Here is a 24,423-nt window from a genome sequence, read left to right on the forward strand (position 1 = left end):
TCAATGCCTTCGCGATTACCTTCGCTGACCGTTGGCCCGACGCTCAAACCTACTGATCACCCAACGCCGGAAACACCGTTAGCGAGATAGTCCCCGCGCTCAGGGGTTGGGGGGTTGGGCTTTGGCGCGGCGGCGGGCTAGTTCTTCCTGTTCCAGGATGGCGGCTTCGGGGAGGGTGGGGGCGGTGCCGCCGAGGCGGGCGGGGACCCAGCGGGCGCCGGGTTGCATGGGGTAGTCGTGTTGGGCGGCGGTGAGCAGGGCTGCCATGTGGGTGTGGAGGGTGGTGGTGAGGGCGTCGGGGGGTTCGGCCGGTGGGATGGGTTCGCCGACTCGGATATTGATCGGGAAGTTATGTCGGCCGAGCCGCTTCGGGATGTCCTTGGTCCAGACGCGGTGCGCGCCCCAGATGACCAGGGGGATGATCGGGACGTCGGCTTCGATGGCCATGCGGGCCGCGCCGGATTTGAAATCCTTCAGTTCGAAGCTGCGGCTGATGGTCGCCTCGGGATAGACCACGACGAGTTCACCGTCGCGCAGGGACTCGACTGCCCGGCTATAGGATTCGGCACCCGCCGTGCGGTCGACGCCGATTGCCTTGCAGTGCTTCATCAGAAAGCCGACGATGCCGTGCTCGAGCTCGGCCTTCATCATGTATCTGACGTTGCGGCCCGACTTGCGGCCGACCAGTCCGACCTCCATGAAGTCCAGGTAAGCGGTGTGATTCACCGCAAGCACCGCGCCGCCGGAACTCGGGATCCGATGCTGGTCGGCGATGTCGATCCGCAGCCCTTGCACCGCGAATATGGTGCGCACCAAGCCGGTGAGTATGTCGTAAACCGGTTCCCGCGCCATCCGAAATCTCCGCTACTACGAGGCCGTCTTCTTCCGAGCTGCTTTTTCCGCGGCCTCGGCGGCATCGAGCGCGTCGGCCTCCTCCAGGGTAGGGGCGCTGCCGCCGAGCCGGGCAGGCACCCAGTACGCGCCCTGCTCGTGCGGATAGTCCTTTTGCAGGTCGAGCAGCATTTCCTGCATGGTCGCGCGGAGCTTGGCGGTCAGCTCGGACGCGGGCTCGAACGGTGGGATCGGCGCGCCGACCGCGATGGAGATCGGAGTGTTGGTGCGGCCGAGGCGCTTCGGGAAGCCCTTGGTCCACACCCGCTGCGCGCCCCAGATGACGATCGGGATGATCGGCCCGCCGGACTCGATGGCCATCCGCGCCGCGCCGGACTTGAAGTCCTTGATCTCGAAGCTGCGGCTGATGGTCGCCTCGGGGTACACGCCGACGAGCTCGCCGCGCTGCAGATACTCGACCGCGGCCTGGTAGGAGTCGGCGCCCGCGCCCCGGTCGACCGGAATGTGCTTGAGCGCACGCATGATCGGGCCGGAGATCTTGTCGTCGAAGACCTCTTTTTTAGCCATGAACCGGATGTAGCGCTTGGGGGTGCGCACCGGCAGCCCCGCGTAGGTGAAGTCCATGTAGCCGGTGTGGTTGACCGCGAGTACGGCACCACCCCGCGCGGGGATGTGTTCAGCGCCCTTGACGGTGAACTTCAGGCCTTCGACGAAGAAGACGGTGCGGGCAAGGCCGATGATCGTCCGGTAGACGGGTTCCACAATTCCGCTAGCGTAGTCGCTGACTGTCTCATCCGGCAGTGGGCCACTGCTTTGTGGGTCACACCGAGCCTGGGACGGCTCGCTCGGCCTGTCGCACGCTGTAGAGAAGAGGATCGTCGAAGTGGAATGCGCCCATCTGAATCCACCTGGACGCGACCGTAGAACACCGCGTGATCAGCCCACCACATCGCCTCGACCGCTGCGCATCGTCCGAGCTTTGATCGGCGGCTTGGCAATCTCCGGCGCCTTCGCGCTGACCGGCTGCGACTCCGCGGTCGGCATTCCGAACGACGAGCCGGTGCAGGTCACGACGGCGAGCACGACACCGACCGCCGTCCCGTCCACTCCGGGCAGCACGTTGGCGCCCGCCACGTCGTCGGCCGCCCCTTCGGTCGGCCCGGTCGCCGAACTGCCTGCCGCCGTGCAGCATTGGGCCGCGGATCTGAAGACGAGCACCGTGGCGCAGCTGCAGGCCAAGTGCTGGACCATCGCACCGAAGAACGTGGCGGAAATGTACGCCGATGAGCAGCCCATCCTGGCCGCCCTCGCCCAGCCCGGTACCGCCACGCGGGACGCCATCACCTGGAAGACCAGGACCACCACGGTCGCCGTCGACCGCGCCGCGCTCGACACCGGCTATGCCTGCCCCCGGGTCGCCTCGGCGGGCGCCGACATCGAGTACGACGACGCCGACGCCAGACACACCGTGCGGCGCTACCTGGCCCGATCCGTCGGCGCCCCGCTCGACGCCGCCGATAAGGAGAGCACCTACCCACTGGTCTGCAAGGCGTCCCCCGCCACTTGGGATCCCACCGGCACCGGCAAGTCCAGCGCAGCACCGCTGGCTACCAACCCTGGCAAGCTGACCGGCGCCGCCAAGTTCGCCGACCAGGAAATCCATTCCGACCCGCCCCGCGGGGACTACATCGCTGTCGATGTTCCGGTGACCAACTCGGCCGGGACGACACAGACCCGCGTGTTCACCCTGGCCGCCGGGCCACAGGGCTACTGCATCGGCGACGTCTCCCCGTAGCCCTGCTCGCGGGGGCACCGCGAGCGCTCGGCAGTTCTATACAGCCATTACCCTGGATGGCTGGTAACGGTAGGAGGAGCAGCTCGTGCAGATCACCAGCGTCGGACACGCCGGATTCCACATCCGCACCGCGGCGGGGTCGATCCTTTGCGACCCCTGGGTCAACCCCGCGTACTTCGGATCGTGGTTCCCGTTTCCCGACAACACCCAGCTGGACTGGGACGAGCTGGGCAACTGCGATTTCCTCTACGTCTCGCATCTGCACCGCGACCACTTCGACGCAGAGAATCTGGCAAAGCACGTCAACAAGGACGCGACGGTGCTGCTGCCGGACTACCCGGTGCCGGATCTGAAGCGCGAGCTCGAGAAGCTCGGCTTCCACAAGTTCTTCGAGACCGAGGACTCGGTCAAGCACACCATCAGCGGTAACGGCGCCGAGCTCGACATCATGATCATCGCGTTGCGCGCGCCCGCCGACGGGCCGATCGGCGACTCCGGATTGGTCGTCTCCGACGGCGAGACCACCTGCTTCAACATGAACGACGCCCGTCCGGTCGACATGGACGTGCTGCACGATTCGTTCGGCCACATCGACATCCATCTGCTGCAGTACTCCGGCGCGATTTGGTACCCGATGGTCTACGACATCCCGAGCCGGACCAAGTCGAACTTCGGTAAGCAGAAGCGCCAGCGCGGCATGGACCGCTGCCGGAGCTACATCGAGCAGGTCGGGGCGACCTGGGTGGTGCCGTCGGCCGGGCCGCCGGTGTTCCTGGACGACGAGCTGCGCTACCTCAACGACGATCGCGGCGACGAGGGCAATATCTTCCCGGACCAGATGGTGTTTCTGGATCAGATGCGGATCCACGGCAACGAGGGCGGGATCCTGATGATCCCCGGTTCCGTCGCCGACGTGCGCGGGGCCGAGTTGGACTTGACCCATCCCTTCGAGCCGGGACTGGTCTACGACAACAAGGCCGAATACATCGAGTTGATGGCGCAGCGGTTGGCGCCGGTGCTCGCGGCCGAAAAGGCTTCCTGGGCAACGGGTGACGAGCCGCTACTGGAACCGCTGAAAGAGCTGTTCGAGCCGATCATGGCGCAGAGCGATCTGATCTGCGACGGCATCGGCTATCCGGTCGGGTTGGTGATCGGCGACGAGACTGTGGTGCTCGACTTCCCCAAGCGCGTGGTGCGCGGGGCGATCGAGGGAGAAGGCAAGTACCGCTACGGTTTCCGGATCGCACCCGAGCTGGTGCGCACCGTGCTGCGGGACAACGAGCCCGACTGGGTGAACACCATTTTCCTGTCCACCCGCTTCCAGGCGTGGCGGATCGGCGGCTACAACGAATTCCTCTACACCTTCTTCAAATGTCTCACCGACGAGCGCATCGCCTACGCCGACGGCTGGTTCTCCGAGGCGCACGACGATTCCGCCTCGACCGAGCTGGCCGGGTGGGAAGTGCAGCGTCGCTGCCCGCATCTGAAGGCGAATCTGTCGAAATTCGGTGTGGTGGAAGGTAATACGCTTACCTGCAACTTGCACGGCTGGCAGTGGGATCTAGAATCGGGACGTTGCAAGACGTCCAAGGGTCACGAGCTCCGGTCACGCAAGTTGAGCTGAGTCAGCATACGATTTCCGGTCGATGCCGCATGGTATCGACCGGAAATGGTTCTGACGGAACAGGTCTACTTGCCGTTGAGCTCGCGGGTGAGCCTCGAAGACCAGGGACACCAGAAGCAGCCGGGCAAGAAGGGGCCACACGCTTCATCGAGGTGATCGTTGGTGTACATGATGCTCGCGTCGCAGACCTCGATGGCCATCGTGAAGAAACTGATCGTGTCCGGGTCGAGGTGGAAGTCCCACTCCGGGTTGTACTCGGCGCGAACCTTCCTGATGCGGCCCATGACATGGGTCGACATCTGCTCCTCGCCCTTCAGAATGCGCCGAGCCTCCTCTATTCGTTGGTCGTTGGCGAGCTGGATGACAAATTCTTTGCCGGAGTAATCGGTGAATGCGAAGAGTGCCATGATCATCCCTCGGTCGAATGCGGCCAATCGACTCTGATTGGAGAAATCTAGCCCTTCGATGGTATCCAGTAGATCGTTCGCCGGGACGCGATTCGCTCGCGTAAATCATTGCACGACAACGGAATTAGCGAACCGGTCCGTTTGCCGCCGAGGAACCGGTAACGCCAACCGGTACGCTGGTACCGATCGAACCGGCTATCTGTTACTTCGTAATAATTGCTGCCGCACAGTACTTTTCGAGTAATTGAACAGTTTCGAACCGACCGCACGAAACAATTACCGCCGCACTATCCGCTTCGCCGTTACGATCAATTCGCGGGCAGCTATCGCGCCGCGGGCGACCGGCGCGGCGACACGGCCGTCGGCATCGATCAGCACCCCCGATGGGGTGCCGCGTACGCGGTAACGCAGCGCCGCTTCGTTGCCCTGCTGCACCAGCACCGGAATATCGGTGAGTCCCTGCTCACGTCCCCATTCGGCGTGTTCGGTGGCGTCACCGTTGCCGACGACGACAATGCTCAGCACCCGAGCGGTCCGCTCCTGCCAGCGCGGCAGCTCCCGCGCCAACGCCGCGCACAACTCGCAGCCCGGATGGACGAAGACCAGCAGTACCTGGCGTTCTCGCGCCAGCAGGGACGCCAAACTCGTTCTGCCACCGGCGACATCGAGTAGCTCGAACTCCGGGGCGACCGCGCCGACCGGTAAGCCCTCCGCACCGAGTGTCGACAACGCTTGCTCGTCGACCCGCTTGCGCAGGGCGTGCACGTCACCCCACAACCAGATCAGCACCGCGACCAATACCGCTGCCACGGCGAGCCAGACCGCGTCATCGGTGGGCAGTGTGCCCGGCACCCGGGGATAAGCGACCGCACCCCATCCGACCAGCATCGCGAGGACAAGCAAGACGCCGTTGCGCACCAGCGTCCGTGCCCCGATGGGCTCCGTACTCACCGCGCCGAAGCACGAACAGGCCGGTCGTTCCCCACGTTTCAACAACCGCGCCACCGCCAGCGTGAACACGACGAGCAACAGCAGAGCTAGCGCCGCACCCGGCAAAACCGTCCACGGCACCGGCACCGCGATCGCGACCAATCCCTCCAGCGCGGGTAACCCCCAGCCCACCGCAGCCACCCACCGCATCGGAACCCCGAACTCCCCCACCGCTTTCCGCGTCCCGACCGGGTCCGCGAGCTTCCCCACCGCCGACAATCCGAACAGCACACCAACTACCAGTCGCGAAATCCACACCCCGTATTCGATAGGCATGAGCGCACGATCCCACACCGGCAAACCGCTGAAATACGAATCGGTGGAACTACTTCCATGCGGCTGGACGGCCGACCGTCCGCGCGAAGTCAGCTAGGTGATCGGGTGGCGATACCGACGGCGACCAAAGTAAGCGCGCTGCCTACGACCGCGGTGGCGGACAGGCCCGCGCTGGTGGGGGTGGCGAGGTCCAGGACGATCGACATCAGGAGTTGGCCTGCTACGGACGTCAGGCCGAGAAGGAGTACACCGATCCAACGGACGGTGATGGCAGCCAGTGCGATGAAGGCGATGCCGATCAAGCCGCCGAGGTAGAGCCAAGGCTGCCTGGGGAATTCGGCGGAGAGGCCGGAGCCGAGCAAGACGACCGCTTCGATCACGACCAGGGCAACCAGGCCGACGCAGAAGTTGACCAGGGTGGCGGACAGCGGGCCGCCGACCGCGCCGACGCGACCGTTGACCGCTTGCTGCCAGGCCAGGCCGATGCCCGCCAGGGCTGGCAGGATGATCAGCAGTGCGGTCGGTGCGCCGCGCAGCGATTCGGGGACCGAGAGGGCGCCGGTCGATGTGCCCGAGCGGCCCGCCCCGGCGATCAGCACCGCGAGTACGCCGAGCGCGGCACCGCCGAACCGCAGTGCGGTGACCGGTGTGCGGCCGTTCGGCGCCACGCCGAGGCGGTCGACCACGAGGCTGCTCAGCAGCTGGCCCGCGACGACGGCGACGGTGAAGGCGGTGACCCCGATCGCCGCGACGGCAAGCCCCTGACACGCGACGAAGAAGGCGCCGCAGAGCCCACCGAGCAGATGCCACGGCCGCAGCGTGCCCGCCGACAGCGCGTTCCGAACCCGCGCCGCACCCTCGCGCAGGCGACCGCTGCACACGAACGCGACCGCCAGAATCAACAGACCGGACCCGAAACTGAGGGTGGCCGCGGCAATTCCATCATGCAACCGCGCCCCGAGCGCGCCATTGATCCGCCCCTGCACCGCCACCCCCGCACCGATGCAGAACCCGAACCCAAGCCCCCACCTCGCCCGCACGGTCACCCCCGGAACGCTACCGCCGCACCCCCCGCACCGGATGCACCGTGCCGAGTCGAACAACACGCGCGCGAATACCGCCGAGGTCAGCCACCTCAGCACAACCAGCTCATGCTCAACGGGACAAGTGGCGGCGCCTGAGCATGCCCACCATCCATGTCCCGTCGATCGTGACCGCCAGCGAGCACCCGTCTATACGGCGGGTGGAGAGCGTCAGCCGACGCGAAGGGTGGGACGGGTGGCGTAGGTGTCGTGGCGGGCGTAGGTGCGGTCGCCGCCGTTGCGGGCGATGGAGCCGCGGACCAGGCGGGTGCGGATGCGGGCGCCGAGGTTTTCGTGGAAGCGAGTGGCGCCGGGCAGGATTCGCCGAGGCACCTCGAGTGCACCGTTGACCACGGCGGTGGCCAGCACGGCGCTCTGGAAGAATCTGCTGTCGGGCAGGCCGAGGAAGTCGGCATTGGTCGCGCCGAGGATGATTCGGCTGTACGCGACCATGTAATTGGTGATCACCTTGCGTAGCGCGCGCTGCGCGGCGGTGGTGTCACCGACGAACAGGCCGCCCGCCGCGGGGACGAGGGCCTGGGCCAGGCGCTGGGAGTCGGCGTCGGGGATGAATTCGGTGTCGGCGAGGATCCAGAAGGCGCGCCAGGTGTCGGTCTCGCAGGTCGGCAGGATCTCCGCGTCGATGCCGAGCAGGAACCCGACGTAGCGCCAGAGCTGGAAGACGGCGTCCTTCTCCTTCGCCGAGAACTGCAGGCCGAGCGCTTGGGCGCCAACGAGATTCGCCATGGAGAACAGTCCGAGGGTGCCGACGGTGAGCACCTGGTTGATCGGATGGTCCCAGGCCTCGTAGTCCCAGTCGGGGCGCCGGTTCATGCCTGCGCGCACCAGCGCGTGCATCAATCGCACCCGCAACACGCTCTGATAGCCGACCGCATTGCGTTGCAGCGCACCGGGAGTCGTCACGTCGAGCCACCACTGGGTGGTCTCGGCGAGGCGGCGCGGCGCCATCGCGTCGAGGTCGCCGGTGCCGACCAGCGTCTTGTCCGCGCGCGAGGCCAGGTAGCCGCCCATCAGGGCGAACATGCCCATCGCGATGCCGCCCCAGACGCTGGTGCGGCCGACCACGCGGGCGCCACGGTCGATTTTCTCGCGGTCCAGCCAGTACGGATCGGCTTCCACCTGCGCGAAGAACGCGGCCAGCTCCGCGGGGGCGTCGGGCACCGCGGCGATGCCGCTGTCGAGCGCGACCTCGAACATCCGGCGGCCCTCGCCGACGGGCAGCCGCTTGAACATCGCGACCATGGCGTCGGCCAGTGGATCGCCGACCGTGGTGAATCGGCGGAAGGAGTCGCGCTGGGCGGCGGTGCAGCTCAGGTCGCCTGGTGCGAGTACCGGCACGGCGTACTTGAACGGGAACTCCGTGAACAGCTGCGGAGTGGCCAGTTTCTGGTTGTCATGCGCCATTGCACTTCACCCGTCGGATCGAGGTTCGCGGTCGAGCATTCTGACAAGACCGTCCCACACAATCCGATATCTGGCAAGGATGTATGCCAGAATGACTCGGATGGCTACCACCTCGCGGTCCTACGGCGGCGTGCCGATCGAACAGCGCACAGCGCGGCGGCGTGCCGCGTTGCTCGACGCTGCCCAGGAAATCATCGGGACCTCGGGTTTCGCCAAGCTGACGGTCTCAGGGTTGTGCACCAAGGCGCGGCTTTCCGAGCGGTACTACTACGAGAGCTTCCGCGATCTCGACGCGGTGTTCAGCGAGGTGTTCGACCGGATCGTCGACGAGATCGGGCAGGCGGTGGTCACCGCGTTCGTCACGACGCCCACCGATATCCGCGCCAAGACCAGGGCCGCGATCGCCGCGGCCATCGACCTGATCGCCGACGACCCGCGCAAGGCACGCATCGCCACCGTCGAGGCCCAGCTCAACCCGGCCTTGCTGATGCGAAGGGCCGAGGTGATGCGCTCGTTCGCGGGCATCATGATGGCCGTATGCGCGGGCGAGGTCGGCGCCGATGTGGTCGACAACGCCGGAGACCGAGCCGAATTCGCCGCCACGCATCTACTCGGCGGCCTCTGGGAAACCACCAACAGCTGGCTGGCGGGCACCCTTCCGGTCACCCGGGCCGTCCTGATCGATCGCTCCACCGACCAATTCCTGCTCACCGCAAGTCATCTCATCGGTGTCCCACTCGACTAGTCCTCGGCGCCGGCCGGTCTCGGCGGTAGCCAGGACAGGATCAGCAGGGCGATGGGAAGGATGGTGGCGCCGAGCAGAGCGAGGGTGGTAGCCATCGACCACCAGGTGGTGGCGAGCGTGGCGAAGGCGAATACCGCCAGCGAGACGACCTCGCCGAGCAGGCCGGATACCGAGGTCACGGTGGCTCGGGCCGGACCATCGATCGCGTCTTGCAGCCGGGCTCCGGCGACGACACCGGCGTTGTACACGATGCCGTAGGACAGGCCTATTCCCGTAAAGCCAAGGCCGGTAAGGACATACACGGCACTCGGCCAGTGCTCGGCGAGTCCGGCGATCAACGCGCCGCCGAGGAACAGGACGCCGCCGACGCCGACGGCGCTCGCCATGGTGCGGCCCGAGATGCCCTCGGTGCGCCCGGCCAGCAGCGAGCCGCCCAGCGAGCCGAACACGGTCAGTCCGACGAGCAGCGGCACCACCGCCGTCGGCACGCCGACCGACTCGGCGAGCAGCGCGAAGTACTCGTCGAACGCGGTGATGCCGAACAACAATGCGCCGAGCAGCACGCCATGGCGCGCCGTGCGTACTCGAATCGCCTCTCCGACACCGGTCTTAAGCATGACGAGGTAGCGGGCGAGCGGTCCTGCGCCGTCCGCCCGACCCGGCTCCGCCTTCGCATCGCCCACTATCACTCGGCCGCCGACGGCGGTGGCACGACCATCGATGGTGGCGTTCCGATTCGTCTCGGTAGCAAGGCCATCCGGCGTCGAGGCGCGCGTGTCAGCGATCGGTTCGGCCTCTGGCTGTGTGGCTTCGTCTTCCACCTCATCGATGTCGGCGGCGGATACCGCCTTCGGCGCGCTGGGCAGCGACAGCGCGAGCACCGTGTGCAGCGCGGCGAATCCAACACTGGACCAACCGATCAGCGCGTAACCACCCCAGAGGTACAGCGGCGTGGCGGCGACAATACCGACGACAATGGCGGTTTCCGAGGCCGCGCGGGTGTAGCCGAGGACGCGAGCGTAGGCGGACTGCTCGCCGCGGCTGGCGAGATCGTCGTAGAGGAGGGCCTCGAAAGTCCCGGAGGCCAAAGCGCCCGCGGTGCCCCACAGTACGAATCCCAGGGCGAAACCTGGATAGGTCGGGACGAGGGTCCACAGAGCGAATCCCGCGGTCAGCAGGGCGCCGCTGAGCACGAGGAGCGCGCGACGCGACACCGTATCCGCCCACGCGCCGGACGGCACTTCCAGCAGGAACGCGGTGGTCGACCAGATCGCGAACAGCGCGGAAATTTGCCCGGTGCTCAGCCCGTGGTCGGCGAACAGCAGGGAGTACAGCGCGTAGAGCGGGATCAGGTCGCCGAGGCCCTTGAACAGCACGGCGCGGATCGTCAGCGAACGGGCCGTCGACTCCGCGCGGACAAGAGCCGAGCGCCGCGAGAGCGCGGCTGGACGCGAGAATGTACGGAGGGCGCTACCCGTCAGCCGGGCGACAGATCAACAGAGGTAAACGATCAAACGCATGTGTATCAGCATGCGAACCCGTGGCAGGCCGCGTCAAGCGGTTATCCGAGTGGCAGCCAGCCGTTGGCGGCGTGCATCGAATCGCCGTCGTCGAGCTCGCGCCCGGCCGTACCCGGCCCGACCCGCCCGTGGTTCTCGTTGAGGTCGCTGATCAGCTCCGCGACCGGGTGCGAGTCGCTGTAGTGATAGCCCTGCGCGAGGGCGAAGCCGAGTTCGGTGAGCACCGCGGCCTGGTATTCGGTCTCCACGCCCTCGGCGATCACCTGCAGGTCGAGCGCGCTACTCAAGGCGGCGATCACGCCGAGCAGCGGCGGCGCCGGGGAGTCCGAGCGGATGGCGGCGACGAAGGACTGGTCGACCTTGAGGATGTCGCTCGGCAGCGTGGCCAGCCTGCTGAGCGAGGAGTATCCGGTGCCGAAGTCATCGATGGCGATGCGCACGCCTCGGTCGCGCAGGGTGTGCAGATTCGCGATGGCGGTGTGCGATTCGGCGGCCAGCTCGCTCTCGGTCACCTCTAGCACCAGTTGTTCGGCAGGCCAGCCGGTGGTGGCGAGGATGCCCGCGACGCGATCGGCATAGCCTGCCTCGGCCAGCTCCAAGCCGCTGACATTGACGTTCAGCGTCAGATCGAGCTGAGCGAAGGTGTCCTGCAGTCGAGCCGCGTCGGCGCAGGCCCTGCGCAACACCAGCTCGTCCAGATCGGCGATGAGGTCGTATTCCTCGGCGACCCGGATCAGGCCCTCGGTGGTGACGTCCGGCTGCGCGCTCGACGACCAGCGCAGCAGCGCCTCGACACCGACCGCCTTGCCGCCGCCCTCGGTGAGGCTGACGATCGGCTGGTAGTGCACGTCGAGCAGGCCGCGGTCGATGGCCTCGCGCAACTCCACCGCGAGCGGCAGCTGACGCGAGGACTCGAGCACCGTCCGGTTACGACCCGCCTGCTTGGCCCGGTACAGGCCGACGTCCGCGCGGCTCACCAGCAGCGAGCCGGATTCGCCTGGCTGCCAAGAGGTCACGCCCGCCGAACAGCCGGTGGTCACCGCCGCGCGCAGTTGCTCGGTGAGCAGGATGGCGGCCTGCTCGGTGGTGTTCGGCAACAGCATCGCGAACGCGTCGCCGCCGTAGCGGGCCAGGCGCTGGTCCGGCGCAAGCAGTTTCGACCAGGTGTCGGCGACCCGCTGCAGCACGGCGTCGCCGGCCCGGTGGCCGAGGTGGTCGTTGATCTTCTGGAATCGGTCGAGGTCGACGAGCACCAGTGCGAGTCCCTGGCCGGTGCGGGCGGCCTGCTCGATCGCGGAGTTGAGCGCGCGATCGAAGCCGCGCCGGTTCAAAAGCCCGGTCAGCACGTCGATATCGGCTTCCGACGCCATCCTGGTGAGGATGCCGACGACCACGCCGACGCCGAGGGTGACCCCGGCCGGAATCAACCCGGACCACCATGGCAAACCGGGATGCACCGGCCGCGTGGGCAATACCCACAGACACAGCGCCATGGCGAAGGCGATGTGCGCGGCGGCCTGCGACCACGCGAAGAACAGCGCGGCATCGCAGGCGACGAAGACATAGAAGGCGGCGAGGCTGATCGAGCCGACGGTGTTCGGGAAGGCGTAGACCGCGACCGTGACCAGCACCGTCGCGATGGCGACGTACCCGTGATGGACAGAGTGCGGCAGCCGAGGACCCCACGCGAGCAGGGTGAGTCCCAGCGTCAGCGCAATCGCCGCAGCCGTACCGACCAGCGGCCGATTACCCTCTTCGCCCGGGGCGATCGCAGTAATAAGCAGACCCAGCACACCACCCATGACGTAGAACGCCCCGGTGGTCCGAGCCATGACCATAGCTGTCGCCAGCGCCGATGCCGCCCGCACCCGGGTTCGGGTATCGCCGCGCGCCCCGATTCCTCGCACGGGGAATAGCCTAGACACAACGAATCCCAGCGGTTGCCACATCCCGTGAATCCGGCATGGCGAACCGGTAGCTATTCAGCGTCGCGAAACATTCGGGTAGCCAACGCGACTTGGCCACCGGTGCCCCCATTCCACATTCGTCGGCACCGGCGCAGTCTGTACAGAGGCGAACCAGAGGCAGTTCGGACGGGCAGATGTCCGCCTATCGCCTGATGCGTGCCGGACTCCAGGTATGCCCTACTTCGGCGGCGTCAGCACCTCGGTGCCGACGAACGGAACCAAGGCCGCAGGCACCCGCACCGAACCGTCGGCCTGCTGGTTGTTCTCCAGGATGGCCACGATCCACCGGGTGGTCGCGAGCGTGCCGTTCAAAGTGGCTGCGATTTGCGGCTTTCCGTTCTCGTCGCGGTAACGCACGGAAAGGCGACGGGCCTGGAAGGTGGTGCAGTTCGAGGTGGAGGTGAGTTCCCGGTAGGTCTGCTGGGTCGGCACCCAGGCCTCGCAGTCGAACTTGCGCGCGGCCGAGCTGCCGAGATCGCCTGCGGCAACGTCGATGACCCGGTAAGGGACCTCGACGGCCGCGAGCATGTCGCGCTCCCAGCCGAGCAGCCGCTGATGCTCGGCATCGGCCTGCTCGGGTGTGGTGAACACGAACATCTCCACCTTGTCGAACTGGTGCACCCGGATGATGCCCCTGGTGTCCTTGCCGTAGCTGCCCGCCTCGCGCCGGAAGCACGACGACCAGCCCGCGTACCGCTTCGGGCCGTTGCTCAGATCGAGGATCTCGTCCGAGTGGTAACCGGCCAGCGGCACCTCCGAGGTGCCGACCAGGTAGAGGTCCTCCTCGGCGAGGCGGTAGACCTCCGAGGCGTGCTGGCCGAGGAAGCCGGTGCCCGCCATGATCTCCGGGCGCACCAGCACCGGCGGGATCATCATGGTGAAGCCGTTGGCCACCGCCTTCTGCACCGCGAGCTGCAGCAGCCCGAGTTGCAGCAGGGCGCCGTAGCCGGTCATGAAGTAGAAGCGGGCGCCGGAGACCTTCGCGCCGCGTTCCATGTCGATCAGGCCGAGCGACTCGCCGAGTTCCAGGTGGTCCTTCGGCTCGAAGTCGAATTCCGGTGGCGTGCCGACGGTTTCGAGCACGACGTAATCGGCCTCGCCGCCGGCCGGCGCGCCGTCCTGCACCACGTTCGAGATGGCGCGGTGCGCGGCGTCCATGTCGGCGTCGGCGGCGTGCTGCGCGACCTCGGCCTCCTTGACCTTGACCGACATCTCCTGGGCCTGCGCGAGCAGCCCGGAGCGCTCCTCTTTACTCGCCTTGCCGACCAGCTTGCCCATCGCCTTGTGCTCGGCACGCAGGTTGTCGGCGGTGGCCACCGCCGCACGGCGCGCCACGTCCGCCTCGAGCAGGGCATCGACGAGGGCGGGGTCTTCGCCACGGGCGCGCTGCGAGGCGCGGACCGCGTCGGGGTTGTCCCGCAGGAATCGGAGGTCGATCATGGGGCCTCAGCCTAGTGGTTCGGCTATCGCGGTTTCACCCCGATATCCCAGGATGCGGAGCACTCGGCCGACGACGCGCGCATAGTTGGCTTGTGGGTACAACTTTCGACGAATCAGCGATCGACGACGCACTGGCCGAGCTGACCGCGGGCGCGAAGGTGTGGGCACAGACCCCGCTGCGCCGCCGCCGCGAGCTCCTCGACGACATCCACGCCCGGACCGGACGCTTCGCCGACGACTGGGTGCGGGCCGCGCGGACCATCAAGGGCCTGGCCGCGGACTCGCCGCTGGTCGGCGAGGAGTGGATGTCCGGGCCGCTGACCCTGCTACAGGCCACCGCGGCGCTGTCCGCGACGATGGCCGCGCTGGAGGACGGGCGCAGTCCGCTCGACGGGGTCGCGGTCAAGTCGGCGCCGGGCAATCGGGTCGCGGTGCCGATCCTGCCGTTGAGCACCTATGACCGGCTGCTGCTCAACGGTTTTCACGGCGAGGTGTGGCTGCGGCCCGGCGTCGACGCCGATACCGCGCGGCAGCGGGCCGGGCTGGCCCAGCTCGATCCGACCGCGACCGGCGGCATCGGGGCGGTGCTCGGCGCGGGCAACATCACCTCCATTCCGCCGCTGGACGCGTTGTACGAGCTGTACGCGCACAACCGGGTGGTCGTGCTGAAGCTGAACCCGATCACCGATCCGCTGTACACGGTGTTCGAGATGGTGTTCGCGCCGCTGTGCGAGCTTGGTGTGCTGCGGATCGTGACGGGTGGCGCGGCGACCGGCGGCTACCTGGTGCACCATCCCGACGTCGCGCATGTGCACATGACCGGCAGCGCGCAGACGCACGACGCGATCGTGTGGGGGCCGGGGCCGGAGGGGCTGGCACGCAAGCAGGACAACCGGCCGCTGCTGGACAAGCCGATCACCAGCGAGCTCGGCGGGGTCTCGCCGACCATCGTGGTGCCCGGCGACTGGTCCGACGCGGACCTGCGTTATCAGGCCGAGCACGTGGCGACCCAGCGGCTGCACAACGGCGGCTACAACTGCATCGCCGCGCAGGCCATCGTGATCAGCAAGGAGTGGGCGCTCAAGGACAAGTTCCTGGCCGAGCTGCGCGCCGCCCTCGCGCAGGCGCCGCAGCGGTCCGCTTACTACCCGGGTAGCGACTCGCGGGTGGCCGACGCGCTGGCCGCCTATCCCGACGCCAACCAGGTCGGATCAGGTCGCGTGCTGGTCGAGCAGGTGCCGCTCACCGACACGCCGCTGCTGCGCACCGAGTACTTCTCGCCCGTCCTCGGTGTGGTCGAGCTGCCCTACGCGGGGGGTGAATTCCTGCAGCAGGCGGTCGATTTCGCGAACAAGGAACTCACCGGCACGCTCGGCGCGAACGTGCTCGCCCACCCGTCGACGATCCGTAAGCTCGGCATCGGCTTCGATCGCGCCCTCGAACGGCTGCGCTACGGCGCGATCGCGGTGAATGCCTGGACCGGGCTCGCCTTCCTGGCCCCGCGCGCTTCGTGGGGTGCGTTCCCCGGCCACACCCTGGACGACGTGCAGAGTGGAATCGGCGTGGTGCACAACGCCTTCCTGCTCGACGACGTGGAACGCACGGTGGTGCGCGGGCCGTTCCGGCCCGCACCGCGCTCGGTGCTGCACGGTGAGCTGGCGTTGTCGCCGAAGCCGCCGTGGTTCGTCGACAACGCGGCCGCGGCGGACACCGGGCGCAAGCTCACCGAGTTCTACGCCAGCGGCAACCCGGCGCGGATTCCCGGCATCTTCGCCTCCGCGTTCCGCGGTTAGCGCGGCGAAAAGGGCTGATCAGACCAGGTCGTGGCACCGTGGCTCGGAGACTGCCATGATGGATCGCGATGTCCTCCTCCGATCATGCACCCAAGCCAGAGCCATCGAGCCGGCTACCCAAGCGTGGCCTGCCGTCGCGCCCCGGCGGGGTGCGGCGCTCGTTCGACACGGTTCGGGGCTTGTTCACCGGCGATACGCCGCTGCCCGCGCCGACGCTGCGCTGGGGGTTGCTGCTGGTGGCCGCGGGTGCCGTGATCGCCGCACTGGTGACGTTGTTCGTGACCGGCTTCGACAACAACAAGGTCGAGGCGCACACCCCCGGCTCGCCCGGCGAGCCGGTGGTCGACAAGGAATTCGGCACCGCGGTCAAGGGTGACTGCCTGAGCTGGTCCAAGCCGGACCACTCCGACCTGTTCAAGGTGCGCTGCGATACCAAGCACATGTTCGAGGTCGCGGCGGATGTGGACATGAGCAAATACCCGGGCAAGGAGTTCGGGCCCGGCTCCCGGTTCCCCGACTCGTTGCGGCTCACCGAGCTGAAGGAAGAGCACTGCGTGCCCGCGGTGCAGCAGTACCTGGGCGGGAAGTTCGATCCGCGCGGACGCTACATCGTCGGGTTGATGTATCCGAGCCCCGACGGCTGGCAGCACGGCGATCGCACGCTGCGCTGCGGGCTGCAGTACGCGGCGAGCACCGGCACGCCGCCATCGGTGGGCAGCGCGGCCGAACACGATCAGTCGAAGGTGTACGGGCCCGGCGTGTGCCTGGGCATCAACCAGAACCTGCCCACCGACCCGGTCGACTGCGCGCAGGTGCACGCGGTGGAGGTGGTCTCCACCATCGACCTCGGCCAGCGGTTCCAGGGTGGCCCGCCGGCCAAGGACGAGCAGGACAAGTTCGTCGAGGACGAATGCGCGCGGACCTCGTCGGACTATCTCGGCGGGCCCGACGTGGTGCGCAACAAGACGCTGACACTGTTCTTCGATTACCTGGACGCGCGCAGTTGGCTCGCGGGCAGCCGCAAGCTGGACTGCATGGTCGGCAAGGGGGCCGATCGGGAGGGCTTCGCGCCGATCACCGGTTCCGCGAAGGGCGACATCCTGATCAACGGCCAGGCACCGCAGCCGCCGCCGAACACCGGGCGCTCGACCCCCACTCCGCTGCCCGGCGCGGCGCCGCTACCGCCACAGCCGAGGTAATCCGCGACGATGCCGGTCTCCATGTCCGAGGACCGTTTCGAGGAACTGGTCGGCGACGCGCTGGACCGCATTCCACCGGAGCTGGCCCGCGCTATCGATAACGTGGTCGTGCTGATCGAACCACGCAATCCGAAGGATCCACATTTACTCGGGCTTTATCAAGGGATCGCGCTCACCGAGCGCGACAGCCACTACGGCGGCGCGCTGCCCGACACGGTGACGATCTATCGCGAGTCCATCCTCGCCATCTGCGCGGACGAGGCTGAAGTGGTGGAAGAGGTGGTAATCACCGTGATCCATGAGATCGCACACTATTTCGGCATTGACGAAGAGCGCCTACATCAGCTGGGATGGGGCTAGTCTTTACCCCAGCTGTATGAGTGCGGTTGCAGTTGGGGTGAGACAGGAAGAAACTTTAGGGGATTCGATGGAACCGATCGCTTCGCTGTCGCGTCCTATCACTCGAAGGGGGAATTCTCGTGGTTCCGCCCCATAGCCGCCACTAGAAGGAGTCGAGTCATGGTTGGCCACGTACTAGTACAACCCGAAGTCGTCCTCGCTGCCGCCGCTGAGCTGGATCTACTTGCCGAGCGGCTGGCTGCCGCCGCCGCGGTGACCGCGCCCGCGACGCATGTCATCCCGTCCGGTGTCGACGAGGTGTCGCTGCACGCCGCGAACCACCTCAACAAGGGGGCGATGACGCACGACCAGGCGGTCGCCCAGGGGATTCTGGAGCTGCATCACGCTGCCGCGACCTTGCGCAGCCAGCTCGTCACCCACCTCGGTGAGGATGTCGCCCGCGCGGGCGTCGTCAACGTCATCAGCGGAACAATCGCTTAACGCCTGCGGGCATCGCACACAGCACTAGCAAGGGGAGAAAGCATGACCGCAGGAATTACCGGGGTGTTCTGGCTGCCCCGTCTCGCAGAAGGCAACTCGATCGCGCTCAACTCGGGCGCGCACGCCATCCCGATCTCGGCCGCCGCCACCGCGTGGGGCGGGCTCACCGCCGCGTGGGTCGACGCCACCGCGACCGTCGCCCGGGTGATGGCGGAGCTCGGTGTCGGTATGCAGGGCATCAACGGCATCTCGGCGCTGTCCAAGCTCACCGGGTTCATCGGCTGGGCCGAGCAGCAGGGCGTCATGGCGGCCACCATGGGCTCGAAGGCGGCGGGCAACGCCATCGCGTACACCGTGGCATCGATCGCCATGCCGAGCATCCCTGAGATCGCCGCGGTCGACGCGGCCCGGGTCGCCGCCGCCTCCACCGGCGGTGTGCTGAACGGCTCGTCCGAAGCGGCCGAGGCGGCCAAGGCCGCGCTCGACCTGCGTGCGGCGCTCACCATGGAGACCTACGAGGCGGCGACCACCGCGATGGTGGTGACGCCGGGCGAGTTCGTCAACCCGCCCGCGATCGCGCACGGCGCGGGCACCGCGGATTCGGCGGGCCAGGCCGATCAGGCCTATCAAGCCACCAACGCCGATCCGGTGCAGACCGCGATCTCGACCGCGGCGGCGCTGGTGAACAACCCCGGCGTGGTCGGCGCGGTCACGCAGGCGGCGAACGTCGCGGGCTCGGTGGCGACCACCGGCGTGTCCACCGCGGGCACCATCGGCTCGCACGCGATCGCGGCGGTCAGCAGCGCCGCGGCACCCGGCATCAGCAGTGTCGCCCCGGCCACCATGGTCGGCGGCGCGGGTTTGGCCTCCGCCGCGGTCTCCGCGGGCACCCGGTCCGCGTCGTTCGGCTCCGGCGCGTCGGTCTCGGTCGGCAACGGCTCGATGAAGCTTCCGCAAGGCTGGGGAGCGGGCACCATCGGTGGCGCGCCCACCGCGGCGCCGGTCGCCGAGAACGTCTCGGTCAGCCAGCCCACCGCAGCGCCGGTGCAGCGCAACAGCACGCCCGGTAGCCCGCTGCTTGGCAACCAGGTTCGCGACGAGGACGACGAGTCCGAGCACAAGAGCCAGGACTACCTGCGCTCGATCGAGCACTTCAACGACGGCCGCTACGCCGCCGACGGAGTGATCGGCGCCGACACAGCCGGTACGGCCGCTAAGTGACGGTGCTCGGCGCGGGCCGCGGCCCGTCGATGCTCGCGTCGGTGGTGTTGTCGCTCGACGAGATGCAGTTTCTCCTGGAGAAGCTGGGGATCGACGAGGTGCCCGTCGTGCTGGACGCACGCGGGCAATACGACAACGTGACCGATCACGATGCCGCGATGGCCGTGGCCGCCCAGTCGCTCATCGATCGGGAACTCATGATCGGTGACGTGATCCATCAGGAACTCGAGGACCGGCTGCTCGCGCTGTATCGCCCGCACTGGGTGGTCGCGCTACGGCTGTTCGTGGACGGTCAAGCGAGTCGCATGTGTCTCGCGAAGGGCGACGACGTTGTCACCGTCGCCCTGCGCGGGCCGCAGTCCTACGTGATCGACGAGGCCCAGGAAGACCTGCCCGGCCCGGTGATCGCGGCCCTCGGCCCGGCCGACCCGCTCGACCTCACCGGCATGCGGGCACCCACCGAACAGCTGGTCCCGATCTTCGACGACACCGGTGACGCGGCAGCGACCGCCACCCGACTGGCGCAGGTCGGCACCCCACCGGCCGACGCGAAATCCCTCGCCTCGGCCATGGTGCAGATCCACTCGCACGCCGAGATCGTCGCCGTGGTGTACGGCGACGGCACCCGCGACGTCACCGACAACCACATCGCGGTCTTCAACACCCGCGGCGGACGCTTCATCGCGACCGCCAGCAAATCCGACGACGGCGTCAAGTGGACGTCGCTCGCCACCGGGACACCGGCACGGTTGCGAACGGCGTTGCAAGACTTGATCAGTGAACTGCCGGAACGTGCGGAGTTCCCGCGCAAACCCGAGCAGGTCTAGGACCCGACCACAGCCAGTCCCTCCGCCCCCGGATAACGAGCGGACCGAGGAACTGGCTGTGGTGCCGTTTCAGCCCGGTCGGGTGCGCATCTGCTCGCTGCGGCGGCGGCTAGCGAATTCGTGTGTGGGAGAAGGAAATACTGCGGAGAGGTGCTGCTAGCCCATCGGGTCGTCGGAGGTGGGGGCGACGTCGTAGCCGAAGGGTGGGGTGAAGCGGCCCCAGCGGGTGCAGTCCCAGGTGCCGTCGGGGAGCGGGACGAGTTCGATGGTTTCGGTGTTGTCGAGGTGGTTGTTCGTGGTGAACGGGGGCAGTACGTCGGCTAGGTAGCGGGAGACCAGGCGCATTGCGGCGCCGTGGTTGACCAGCAGTACATCGCCGGTGGTCGAGCCGGGGGTCAGATACGTTTCGCGGAGGTCCTCGATGATCGGGAGGAAGCGGGCGAGCACATCGCGGCCGGATTCCCCGCCGGGGACGCGTTCATCCAAATCGCCGTTGTGCCAGGCTCGGTAGATCCGCTGGAAGAAGAGGTGTGCCTCTTCGCTGTGCTTGCCTTCGAGGTCGCCGGCCTGCACCTCTTGCACGTTGTCCAACACGACGGCGGGCACGCCGCTCGCGGCTTCGATATAGCCCGCGGTCTGGCGGGCGCGTTGTGCCGCCGAGCAGAACAGGATCTGCGGCGGGTTGATCAGGTTCTCGCCGAACAGCTTCGCTTGTGCCGCACCGCGTTCGGTGAGCGGTAAACCCGGAACCTTGGTGTCGAGGAGCTTCGCGACGTTGCCCTCGGTCTCTCCGTGCCGGACCAGCACCAACTTGCCCGGGCCGATCTTTGCTCCGGTCACAGATCCGCCACCCCCTTTCGTAGCTGGGTCAGCCATTCGGCGGCCGCGTCGTCCGACGGCGGTGGCGTGCCGCTGGCCGACGTCGCGGCCCAGGAACCGAGGAATCGGATCCGGGCGGTGCGATGTAGAGCCTTGAGCGCCTCGGCCACCGCGGTGTCATCGATGTGCCCGACGCAGTCGAGATAAAAGCGATAGGTGCCCATGCCCGTGCGGGTGGGGCGGGATTCGATCCTGGTCAAATCGATGCCGCGGGTAGCGAATTCGGCGAACGCGCGCATCAGCGAACCGGGCTCGTTCAGCAACTCCAGCACGATCGACGTCCGATCCGCGCCGGTCGCGGGTGGTGCCACACACGGACGGGTGACCAGCACGAAACGGGTGATCGCCTGCTCATGGTCGGCCACGCCGGAGGCCAGCACCGCCAACCCGAGCCGCGCACCGGCCAGCGCGGTGGACACCGCGGCATCCGCCTTGCCCGCCACCACGTCTTCGGCCGCCGCGGCATTCGACGCCGACACGTACGGCTGAGCCTGCGGCAACTCCCGCGACACCCACTCGCGCACCTGCGCGGCGGCCACCGGATAGGCGGCCAGCGTGCGCACCTCGGACAGGCTGGTGCCGGGGTGACCGAGGATCGTGAAGGTCACCTCGAGCTCGGTCTCCGCGACGATCTGCAGCCGCGGGCCGATGGCCAGGGAGTCGAGTGTCGCGGAGATCGACCCCTCGACCGAACTCTCGATCGGCACCACCGCCCCTGCCACGTCACCGGACCGGATCAGCTCGAGCGCGGCCCCCTGACTGGGCGCGGCAACCCGCTCGACGACCCCTTCGAAGGCCCCCGAGGATTCGAGTTCGGCGAGGGCCATCTCGGTGAAAGTTCCGGAGGGCCCGAAGTACGCGATACGCGGCACGGTTACGACCTTACTTGCGTCCGCGACCGGCGCCCCCGGTATTAACCGCCGCCCCCATCCCACCAGGGTTTTCAGCCGTCGACGATGGGCGTGGAGTCAGGGGCGGGCGAGGGGGTGGAGGGCTTGGGTCACTTCCTCGATGGCTTCGGTTTCGATGGCGAGGAGGACAGTTCGGAGGGCTTCTACCGCAGGGGGTTTCAAGGCGTTGAGGAACGTGACGTCCGGGGTGGACAGGGCGGCGGGGATGTCTTCGCCGCAGAGGGCGGCCGCGGTGGCGGCGACGATGGCCATGGCGCGCTCGCCCGAGCAGGTGCGGGCGATGAAGCCGGTGTCGGTGTGCACGATGGTGGCCAGGAAGTCGGCGATGTCCGGGTCGGGGGCGTCCGCGTCGAGGATCGGGGCGGTGTTGCCGGGTTGGGGGGCGCGCACCAGGCCTTCGACGACGCTGCGTCGGGCGGGTGCCGTCAATGTGATGAGTACTGGTTCTCCGGTTGTTTCGTCTCCGTGCGCCACCGATCCACCGTAACAACCGGGTCCGTGCCCGCTGCCGCGCGCGAATTCTCAGGATCAGGATGGGGCGAACGGTTGCGCATGTTCCGCTCGTCACTTAGCTTAGGGTAACCTAATTGAGCGCCCGAGCGAGGCGAACAACGCCCGACCACGGAGGTTTGCATGCCGCATCCGACACCGACTGTCACACCGTCCACCGCAGAGCGGGTGCGTAGTGCGTGCGCGCATGCGGAGCAGGCGGTGCTGGCCATGCCCGGCATCGACCCGACGCCCGTCTCCGTGCATCACGTGCGCGAATGCGGCGACGCGGTGATCGCGGTGCCGACCACCTCGGTGGCGGCGATCGTGGCAGGCAACTCCCCCGACGCGGGCGCACCCGCGGTGCTGGAACTCACCGATCACGCGCCGCTGCCGCTGCGCGAACCGGTCCGCGCGCTGGTCTGGCTGCGCGGGTGGGTGCGCGCGGTGCCCGCGCAGGCTCAGCGCGCGCTGGCCGGCGAGGTCGCCAAAGAGAACCCGGATCCAGGCCTGCTCGACGTCGGGCACAGCGCGACCCTGCTGCGACTGGTGATCAACTCTGCGGTGGTGGCCGACTCGACCGGCGCCGAATCGGTGAGCATCGACGAGCTGCGGCTGGCCGAGCCGGATCCGTTCTGCACCTTGGAATCGGCCTGGCTGCAGCACATGGACGCCGACCACGCGGACGTCGTCGCGCAACTCGCTCGCCACCTGCCGCCCCGGCTCCAGCACGGTATCGTGCACCCGCTCGCCATCGACCGCTACGGCCTGACCCTGCGCGTCGAGGGCCGCGACGGCGACCACGACTTCCGTCTCCCGTTCAACTCCCCCGCCGACGACATCGAATCGCTCAGCCGCGCGGTCCGCACCTTGGCAGGTTGCCCGTTCCTCAACGGCCTGCGCCGCATCTGATCCCAGCCCCGCCGCTTGCTCAGAAACCACTCTGGGATTCACACAACAGGATTGAGCGCCCGGCACGCTGTGCACATCTGCTCGGGACAAGCCTCTGATCAGGTGGCGCAGCTGACTGGATTCACGTCGTGGATCGAGCCGGACCGCCCCCGAAATTGATATGCGAGGACCTCCCCGTACGCGAAGCCACCTGCGCGACTGGACAATTCGACTACGGCAACCACGAAACATGGCCGTGCAGGACCGTATAACCGAGATAAGCGACCGTATCGATGGTGGCGTGGGCAAGGATCAACGGCCACAGTTTGTTCGCCCGCTGCCAGTAGCGCCCGAAGATCAAGCCCATCACCAGGTTTCCGATACCGCCGCCGAGCCCCTGGTACAGGTGGTAACTACCGCGCAGCAGAGCCGAGGCGACCAGTGCCGAGTTTTCCGACCAGCCGAGCTTGCGCAGGCGGCTGATCAGGTAGGCGACCACGATGATCTCCTCCGCGAACGCGTTGGCGCAGGCGGACAGGATCAACGCGGGCAGCCGCCACCAGTGGTCGCCGAGCGAGGCGGGCACGATCGTGACGCTCATCCCCATGGCGTGCGCGGCCAGATAGAGGCCGAGGCCGGGCACTCCGATGATCGCCGCGAGCACCAACCCGGGCACGACATCCGCGCGCCAGCGCAACCGCGCCGCGAGCCCGATCAGGCGCGGCCCGATCCCGCTGCGCCACAACAGATACAGGCCGAGCACCGCCCACCCGGCCAGCCGTGTCACGCTCAGCAGCTGGAACAGCAGATCGATCGTTGATTGCGCGGACCGCGAGGGATTCAGCGCGACGGTCTGCCCACCCACCCCGCCTGGCGCGAGCGCGCTCTCCACCAGCGACAGCGCCGCATTGAGGCCGCTCAACCCGAAGGTGACCACCAGCACGACCGCGATCTCGAGCTTGATGCCGAGCCGCTCCCGATCCGTCGCCTCGGACGCGCCACTCTCGGCCCCGGACTCACCACGCATGGACTCGAATCTATTGCCCGCCCGCGCCCAGCGACGCGCACGCCCCGCGCGCCGCGCCTATCGAGTCGGATCCGCCGCCCGCAGACCGCCGTCCGCACGCAAGGCCGGCGCGGCACGGTGTCGACAAACACATCGATCCGTCGACGTGGTCCTCACCTGCACCGATACCGTCGATCCGAGCTCGTGATCCAACTGTTCTCCGCAATTCGATAACAGCGGGACG

General features: G+C 67.7%; 23 protein-coding genes. 10 read left to right on the top strand and 13 right to left on the bottom strand.

From position 1 onward, the window contains the following. Window positions 1–99: 99 nt before the first annotated feature. Both ACIBCN_RS28690 and ACIBCN_RS28695 read right to left on the bottom strand, forming a co-directional pair. Window positions 100–852 carry a lysophospholipid acyltransferase family protein gene (locus ACIBCN_RS28690; RefSeq protein ID WP_396994804.1) on the bottom strand — a complete coding sequence of 251 codons (753 nt, stop codon included), beginning with the start codon at window positions 850–852 and terminating at the stop codon, window positions 100–102. Between the two features lie 15 nt (window positions 853–867). After that, window positions 868–1,614 carry a lysophospholipid acyltransferase family protein gene (locus tag ACIBCN_RS28695; RefSeq protein WP_396994805.1) on the bottom strand — a complete coding sequence of 249 codons (747 nt, stop codon included), beginning with the start codon at window positions 1,612–1,614 and terminating at the stop codon, window positions 868–870. A 229-nt stretch (window positions 1,615–1,843) separates the two neighbouring features. Between ACIBCN_RS28695 and ACIBCN_RS28700 the strand changes: the two genes are divergently transcribed. Then, window positions 1,844–2,647 carry a hypothetical protein gene (locus ACIBCN_RS28700; RefSeq protein ID WP_396994806.1) on the top strand — a complete coding sequence of 268 codons (804 nt, stop codon included), beginning with the start codon at window positions 1,844–1,846 and terminating at the stop codon, window positions 2,645–2,647. 85 nt (window positions 2,648–2,732) lie between these two features. Then, entirely contained in the window at window positions 2,733–4,271 is a 1,539-nt protein-coding gene (locus ACIBCN_RS28705; protein WP_396994807.1) for a Rieske 2Fe-2S domain-containing protein, read from the top strand. Window positions 4,272–4,336: 65 nt separating this feature from the next. Here the strand turns inward: ACIBCN_RS28705 and ACIBCN_RS28710 are convergent, their stop codons facing one another. The 4 genes from ACIBCN_RS28710 to ACIBCN_RS28725 all read right to left on the bottom strand — a co-directional run bounded on the left by ACIBCN_RS28710 (window position 4,337) and on the right by ACIBCN_RS28725 (window position 8,451). Further along, entirely contained in the window at window positions 4,337–4,678 is a 342-nt protein-coding gene (locus tag ACIBCN_RS28710) for a calmodulin (protein ID WP_396994808.1), read from the bottom strand. 276 nt (window positions 4,679–4,954) lie between these two features. After that, the gene (locus tag ACIBCN_RS28715; RefSeq protein ID WP_396994809.1) at window positions 4,955–5,944 is read right to left on the bottom strand and encodes a peroxiredoxin family protein; all 990 of its coding nucleotides are present in this window, start codon (window positions 5,942–5,944) and stop codon (window positions 4,955–4,957) included. Window positions 5,945–6,033: 89 nt separating this feature from the next. Further along, a complete protein-coding gene (locus tag ACIBCN_RS28720) occupies window positions 6,034–6,990 on the bottom strand; it encodes a DMT family transporter (RefSeq protein WP_396994810.1) in 957 nt (318 codons plus the stop codon). Between the two features lie 207 nt (window positions 6,991–7,197). Then, window positions 7,198–8,451, bottom strand: coding sequence for an oxygenase MpaB family protein (locus tag ACIBCN_RS28725; protein WP_396994811.1), 1,254 nt, complete (start codon window positions 8,449–8,451; stop codon window positions 7,198–7,200). Between the two features lie 100 nt (window positions 8,452–8,551). On the opposite strand from ACIBCN_RS28725, the gene ACIBCN_RS28730 reads away from it, so the two are divergent. Beyond that, entirely contained in the window at window positions 8,552–9,196 is a 645-nt protein-coding gene (locus ACIBCN_RS28730) for a TetR/AcrR family transcriptional regulator (RefSeq protein WP_396994812.1), read from the top strand. On the opposite strand, the gene ACIBCN_RS28735 is transcribed toward ACIBCN_RS28730, so the two are convergent. The 3 genes from ACIBCN_RS28735 to serS form a co-directional block, all read right to left on the bottom strand. Further along, window positions 9,193–10,572, bottom strand: a complete 1,380-nt coding sequence (locus tag ACIBCN_RS28735; protein ID WP_396994813.1) for an MFS transporter — start codon at window positions 10,570–10,572, stop codon at window positions 9,193–9,195. The genes ACIBCN_RS28730 and ACIBCN_RS28735 overlap by 4 nt on opposite strands. Before the next feature lie 185 nt (window positions 10,573–10,757). Beyond that, window positions 10,758–12,623: a putative bifunctional diguanylate cyclase/phosphodiesterase gene (locus tag ACIBCN_RS28740; protein ID WP_396994814.1), complete on the bottom strand. Its 1,866-nt coding sequence runs from the start codon at window positions 12,621–12,623 to the stop codon at window positions 10,758–10,760. A gap of 237 nt (window positions 12,624–12,860) precedes the next feature. After that, window positions 12,861–14,123, bottom strand: a complete 1,263-nt coding sequence (gene serS, locus ACIBCN_RS28745; RefSeq protein WP_396994815.1) for a serine--tRNA ligase — start codon at window positions 14,121–14,123, stop codon at window positions 12,861–12,863. A 92-nt stretch (window positions 14,124–14,215) separates the two neighbouring features. Here serS and ACIBCN_RS28750 point away from each other — a divergent pair, with 92 nt between their 5' ends. From ACIBCN_RS28750 to ACIBCN_RS28775, 6 genes are all read left to right on the top strand, one after another. Continuing rightward, a complete protein-coding gene (locus tag ACIBCN_RS28750) occupies window positions 14,216–15,916 on the top strand; it encodes an aldehyde dehydrogenase family protein (protein ID WP_396994816.1) in 1,701 nt (566 codons plus the stop codon). Window positions 15,917–15,984: 68 nt separating this feature from the next. Next, window positions 15,985–17,115 carry a septum formation family protein gene (locus tag ACIBCN_RS28755; RefSeq protein ID WP_396994817.1) on the top strand — a complete coding sequence of 377 codons (1,131 nt, stop codon included), beginning with the start codon at window positions 15,985–15,987 and terminating at the stop codon, window positions 17,113–17,115. Between the two features lie 9 nt (window positions 17,116–17,124). Continuing rightward, a complete protein-coding gene (locus tag ACIBCN_RS28760; protein ID WP_396994818.1) occupies window positions 17,125–17,475 on the top strand; it encodes a metallopeptidase family protein in 351 nt (116 codons plus the stop codon). A gap of 159 nt (window positions 17,476–17,634) precedes the next feature. Then, window positions 17,635–17,955: a PE domain-containing protein gene (locus ACIBCN_RS28765; RefSeq protein ID WP_396994819.1), complete on the top strand. Its 321-nt coding sequence runs from the start codon at window positions 17,635–17,637 to the stop codon at window positions 17,953–17,955. 42 nt (window positions 17,956–17,997) lie between these two features. Then, complete coding sequence (locus ACIBCN_RS28770; protein WP_396994820.1) at window positions 17,998–19,176, top strand: PPE domain-containing protein; 1,179 nt, start codon at window positions 17,998–18,000, stop codon at window positions 19,174–19,176. After that, window positions 19,173–20,003, top strand: coding sequence for an ESX secretion-associated protein EspG (locus tag ACIBCN_RS28775; protein ID WP_396994821.1), 831 nt, complete (start codon window positions 19,173–19,175; stop codon window positions 20,001–20,003). Before ACIBCN_RS28770 ends, ACIBCN_RS28775 begins: the two co-directional genes overlap by 4 nt. Window positions 20,004–20,159: 156 nt before the next feature. Here ACIBCN_RS28775 and ACIBCN_RS28780 read toward each other — a convergent pair whose 3' ends face one another. The 3 genes from ACIBCN_RS28780 to ACIBCN_RS28790 all read right to left on the bottom strand — a co-directional run bounded on the left by ACIBCN_RS28780 (window position 20,160) and on the right by ACIBCN_RS28790 (window position 22,267). Beyond that, window positions 20,160–20,843 (bottom strand): histidine phosphatase family protein, encoded by a 684-nt coding sequence (locus ACIBCN_RS28780; protein ID WP_396994822.1) that lies wholly within the window; start codon window positions 20,841–20,843, stop codon window positions 20,160–20,162. Then, a complete protein-coding gene (gene pheA, locus ACIBCN_RS28785; protein WP_396994823.1) occupies window positions 20,840–21,754 on the bottom strand; it encodes a prephenate dehydratase in 915 nt (304 codons plus the stop codon). The genes ACIBCN_RS28780 and pheA overlap by 4 nt, the downstream gene beginning before the upstream one ends. A gap of 96 nt (window positions 21,755–21,850) precedes the next feature. After that, window positions 21,851–22,267: a hypothetical protein gene (locus ACIBCN_RS28790; protein ID WP_396994824.1), complete on the bottom strand. Its 417-nt coding sequence runs from the start codon at window positions 22,265–22,267 to the stop codon at window positions 21,851–21,853. Between the two features lie 159 nt (window positions 22,268–22,426). On the opposite strand from ACIBCN_RS28790, the gene ACIBCN_RS28795 reads away from it, so the two are divergent. Beyond that, complete coding sequence (locus ACIBCN_RS28795; protein WP_396994825.1) at window positions 22,427–23,194, top strand: DUF2470 domain-containing protein; 768 nt, start codon at window positions 22,427–22,429, stop codon at window positions 23,192–23,194. Between the two features lie 211 nt (window positions 23,195–23,405). Here ACIBCN_RS28795 and ACIBCN_RS28800 read toward each other — a convergent pair whose 3' ends face one another. Then, entirely contained in the window at window positions 23,406–24,200 is a 795-nt protein-coding gene (locus ACIBCN_RS28800) for a CPBP family intramembrane glutamic endopeptidase (RefSeq protein WP_396994826.1), read from the bottom strand. Window positions 24,201–24,423: the final 223 nt, after the last annotated feature.

It is taken from the genome of Nocardia sp. NPDC051052 (genome assembly GCF_044456045.1).
In the GTDB taxonomy this organism is placed as follows: Bacteria; Actinomycetota; Actinomycetes; order Mycobacteriales; family Mycobacteriaceae; genus Nocardia.

What these genes read in the sequence shown, in the direction of transcription:
- ACIBCN_RS28710 (WP_396994808.1), bottom strand. Translation starts at nt 4,678, where the DNA reads ATGGCACTCTTCGCATTCACCGATTACTCCGGCAAAGAATTTGTCATC.
- ACIBCN_RS28795 (WP_396994825.1), top strand. Translation starts at nt 22,427, where the DNA reads ATGCCGCATCCGACACCGACTGTCACACCGTCCACCGCAGAGCGGGTG.
- ACIBCN_RS28730 (WP_396994812.1), top strand. Translation starts at nt 8,552, where the DNA reads ATGGCTACCACCTCGCGGTCCTACGGCGGCGTGCCGATCGAACAGCGC.
- ACIBCN_RS28715 (WP_396994809.1), bottom strand. Translation starts at nt 5,944, where the DNA reads ATGCCTATCGAATACGGGGTGTGGATTTCGCGACTGGTAGTTGGTGTG.
- ACIBCN_RS28765 (WP_396994819.1), top strand. Translation starts at nt 17,635, where the DNA reads ATGGTTGGCCACGTACTAGTACAACCCGAAGTCGTCCTCGCTGCCGCC.
- ACIBCN_RS28770 (WP_396994820.1), top strand. Translation starts at nt 17,998, where the DNA reads ATGACCGCAGGAATTACCGGGGTGTTCTGGCTGCCCCGTCTCGCAGAA.
- ACIBCN_RS28755 (WP_396994817.1), top strand. Translation starts at nt 15,985, where the DNA reads ATGTCCTCCTCCGATCATGCACCCAAGCCAGAGCCATCGAGCCGGCTA.
- serS (WP_396994815.1), bottom strand. Translation starts at nt 14,123, where the DNA reads ATGATCGACCTCCGATTCCTGCGGGACAACCCCGACGCGGTCCGCGCC.
- ACIBCN_RS28800 (WP_396994826.1), bottom strand. Translation starts at nt 24,200, where the DNA reads ATGCGTGGTGAGTCCGGGGCCGAGAGTGGCGCGTCCGAGGCGACGGAT.
- ACIBCN_RS28690 (WP_396994804.1), bottom strand. Translation starts at nt 852, where the DNA reads ATGGCGCGGGAACCGGTTTACGACATACTCACCGGCTTGGTGCGCACC.
- ACIBCN_RS28725 (WP_396994811.1), bottom strand. Translation starts at nt 8,451, where the DNA reads ATGGCGCATGACAACCAGAAACTGGCCACTCCGCAGCTGTTCACGGAG.
- ACIBCN_RS28760 (WP_396994818.1), top strand. Translation starts at nt 17,125, where the DNA reads ATGCCGGTCTCCATGTCCGAGGACCGTTTCGAGGAACTGGTCGGCGAC.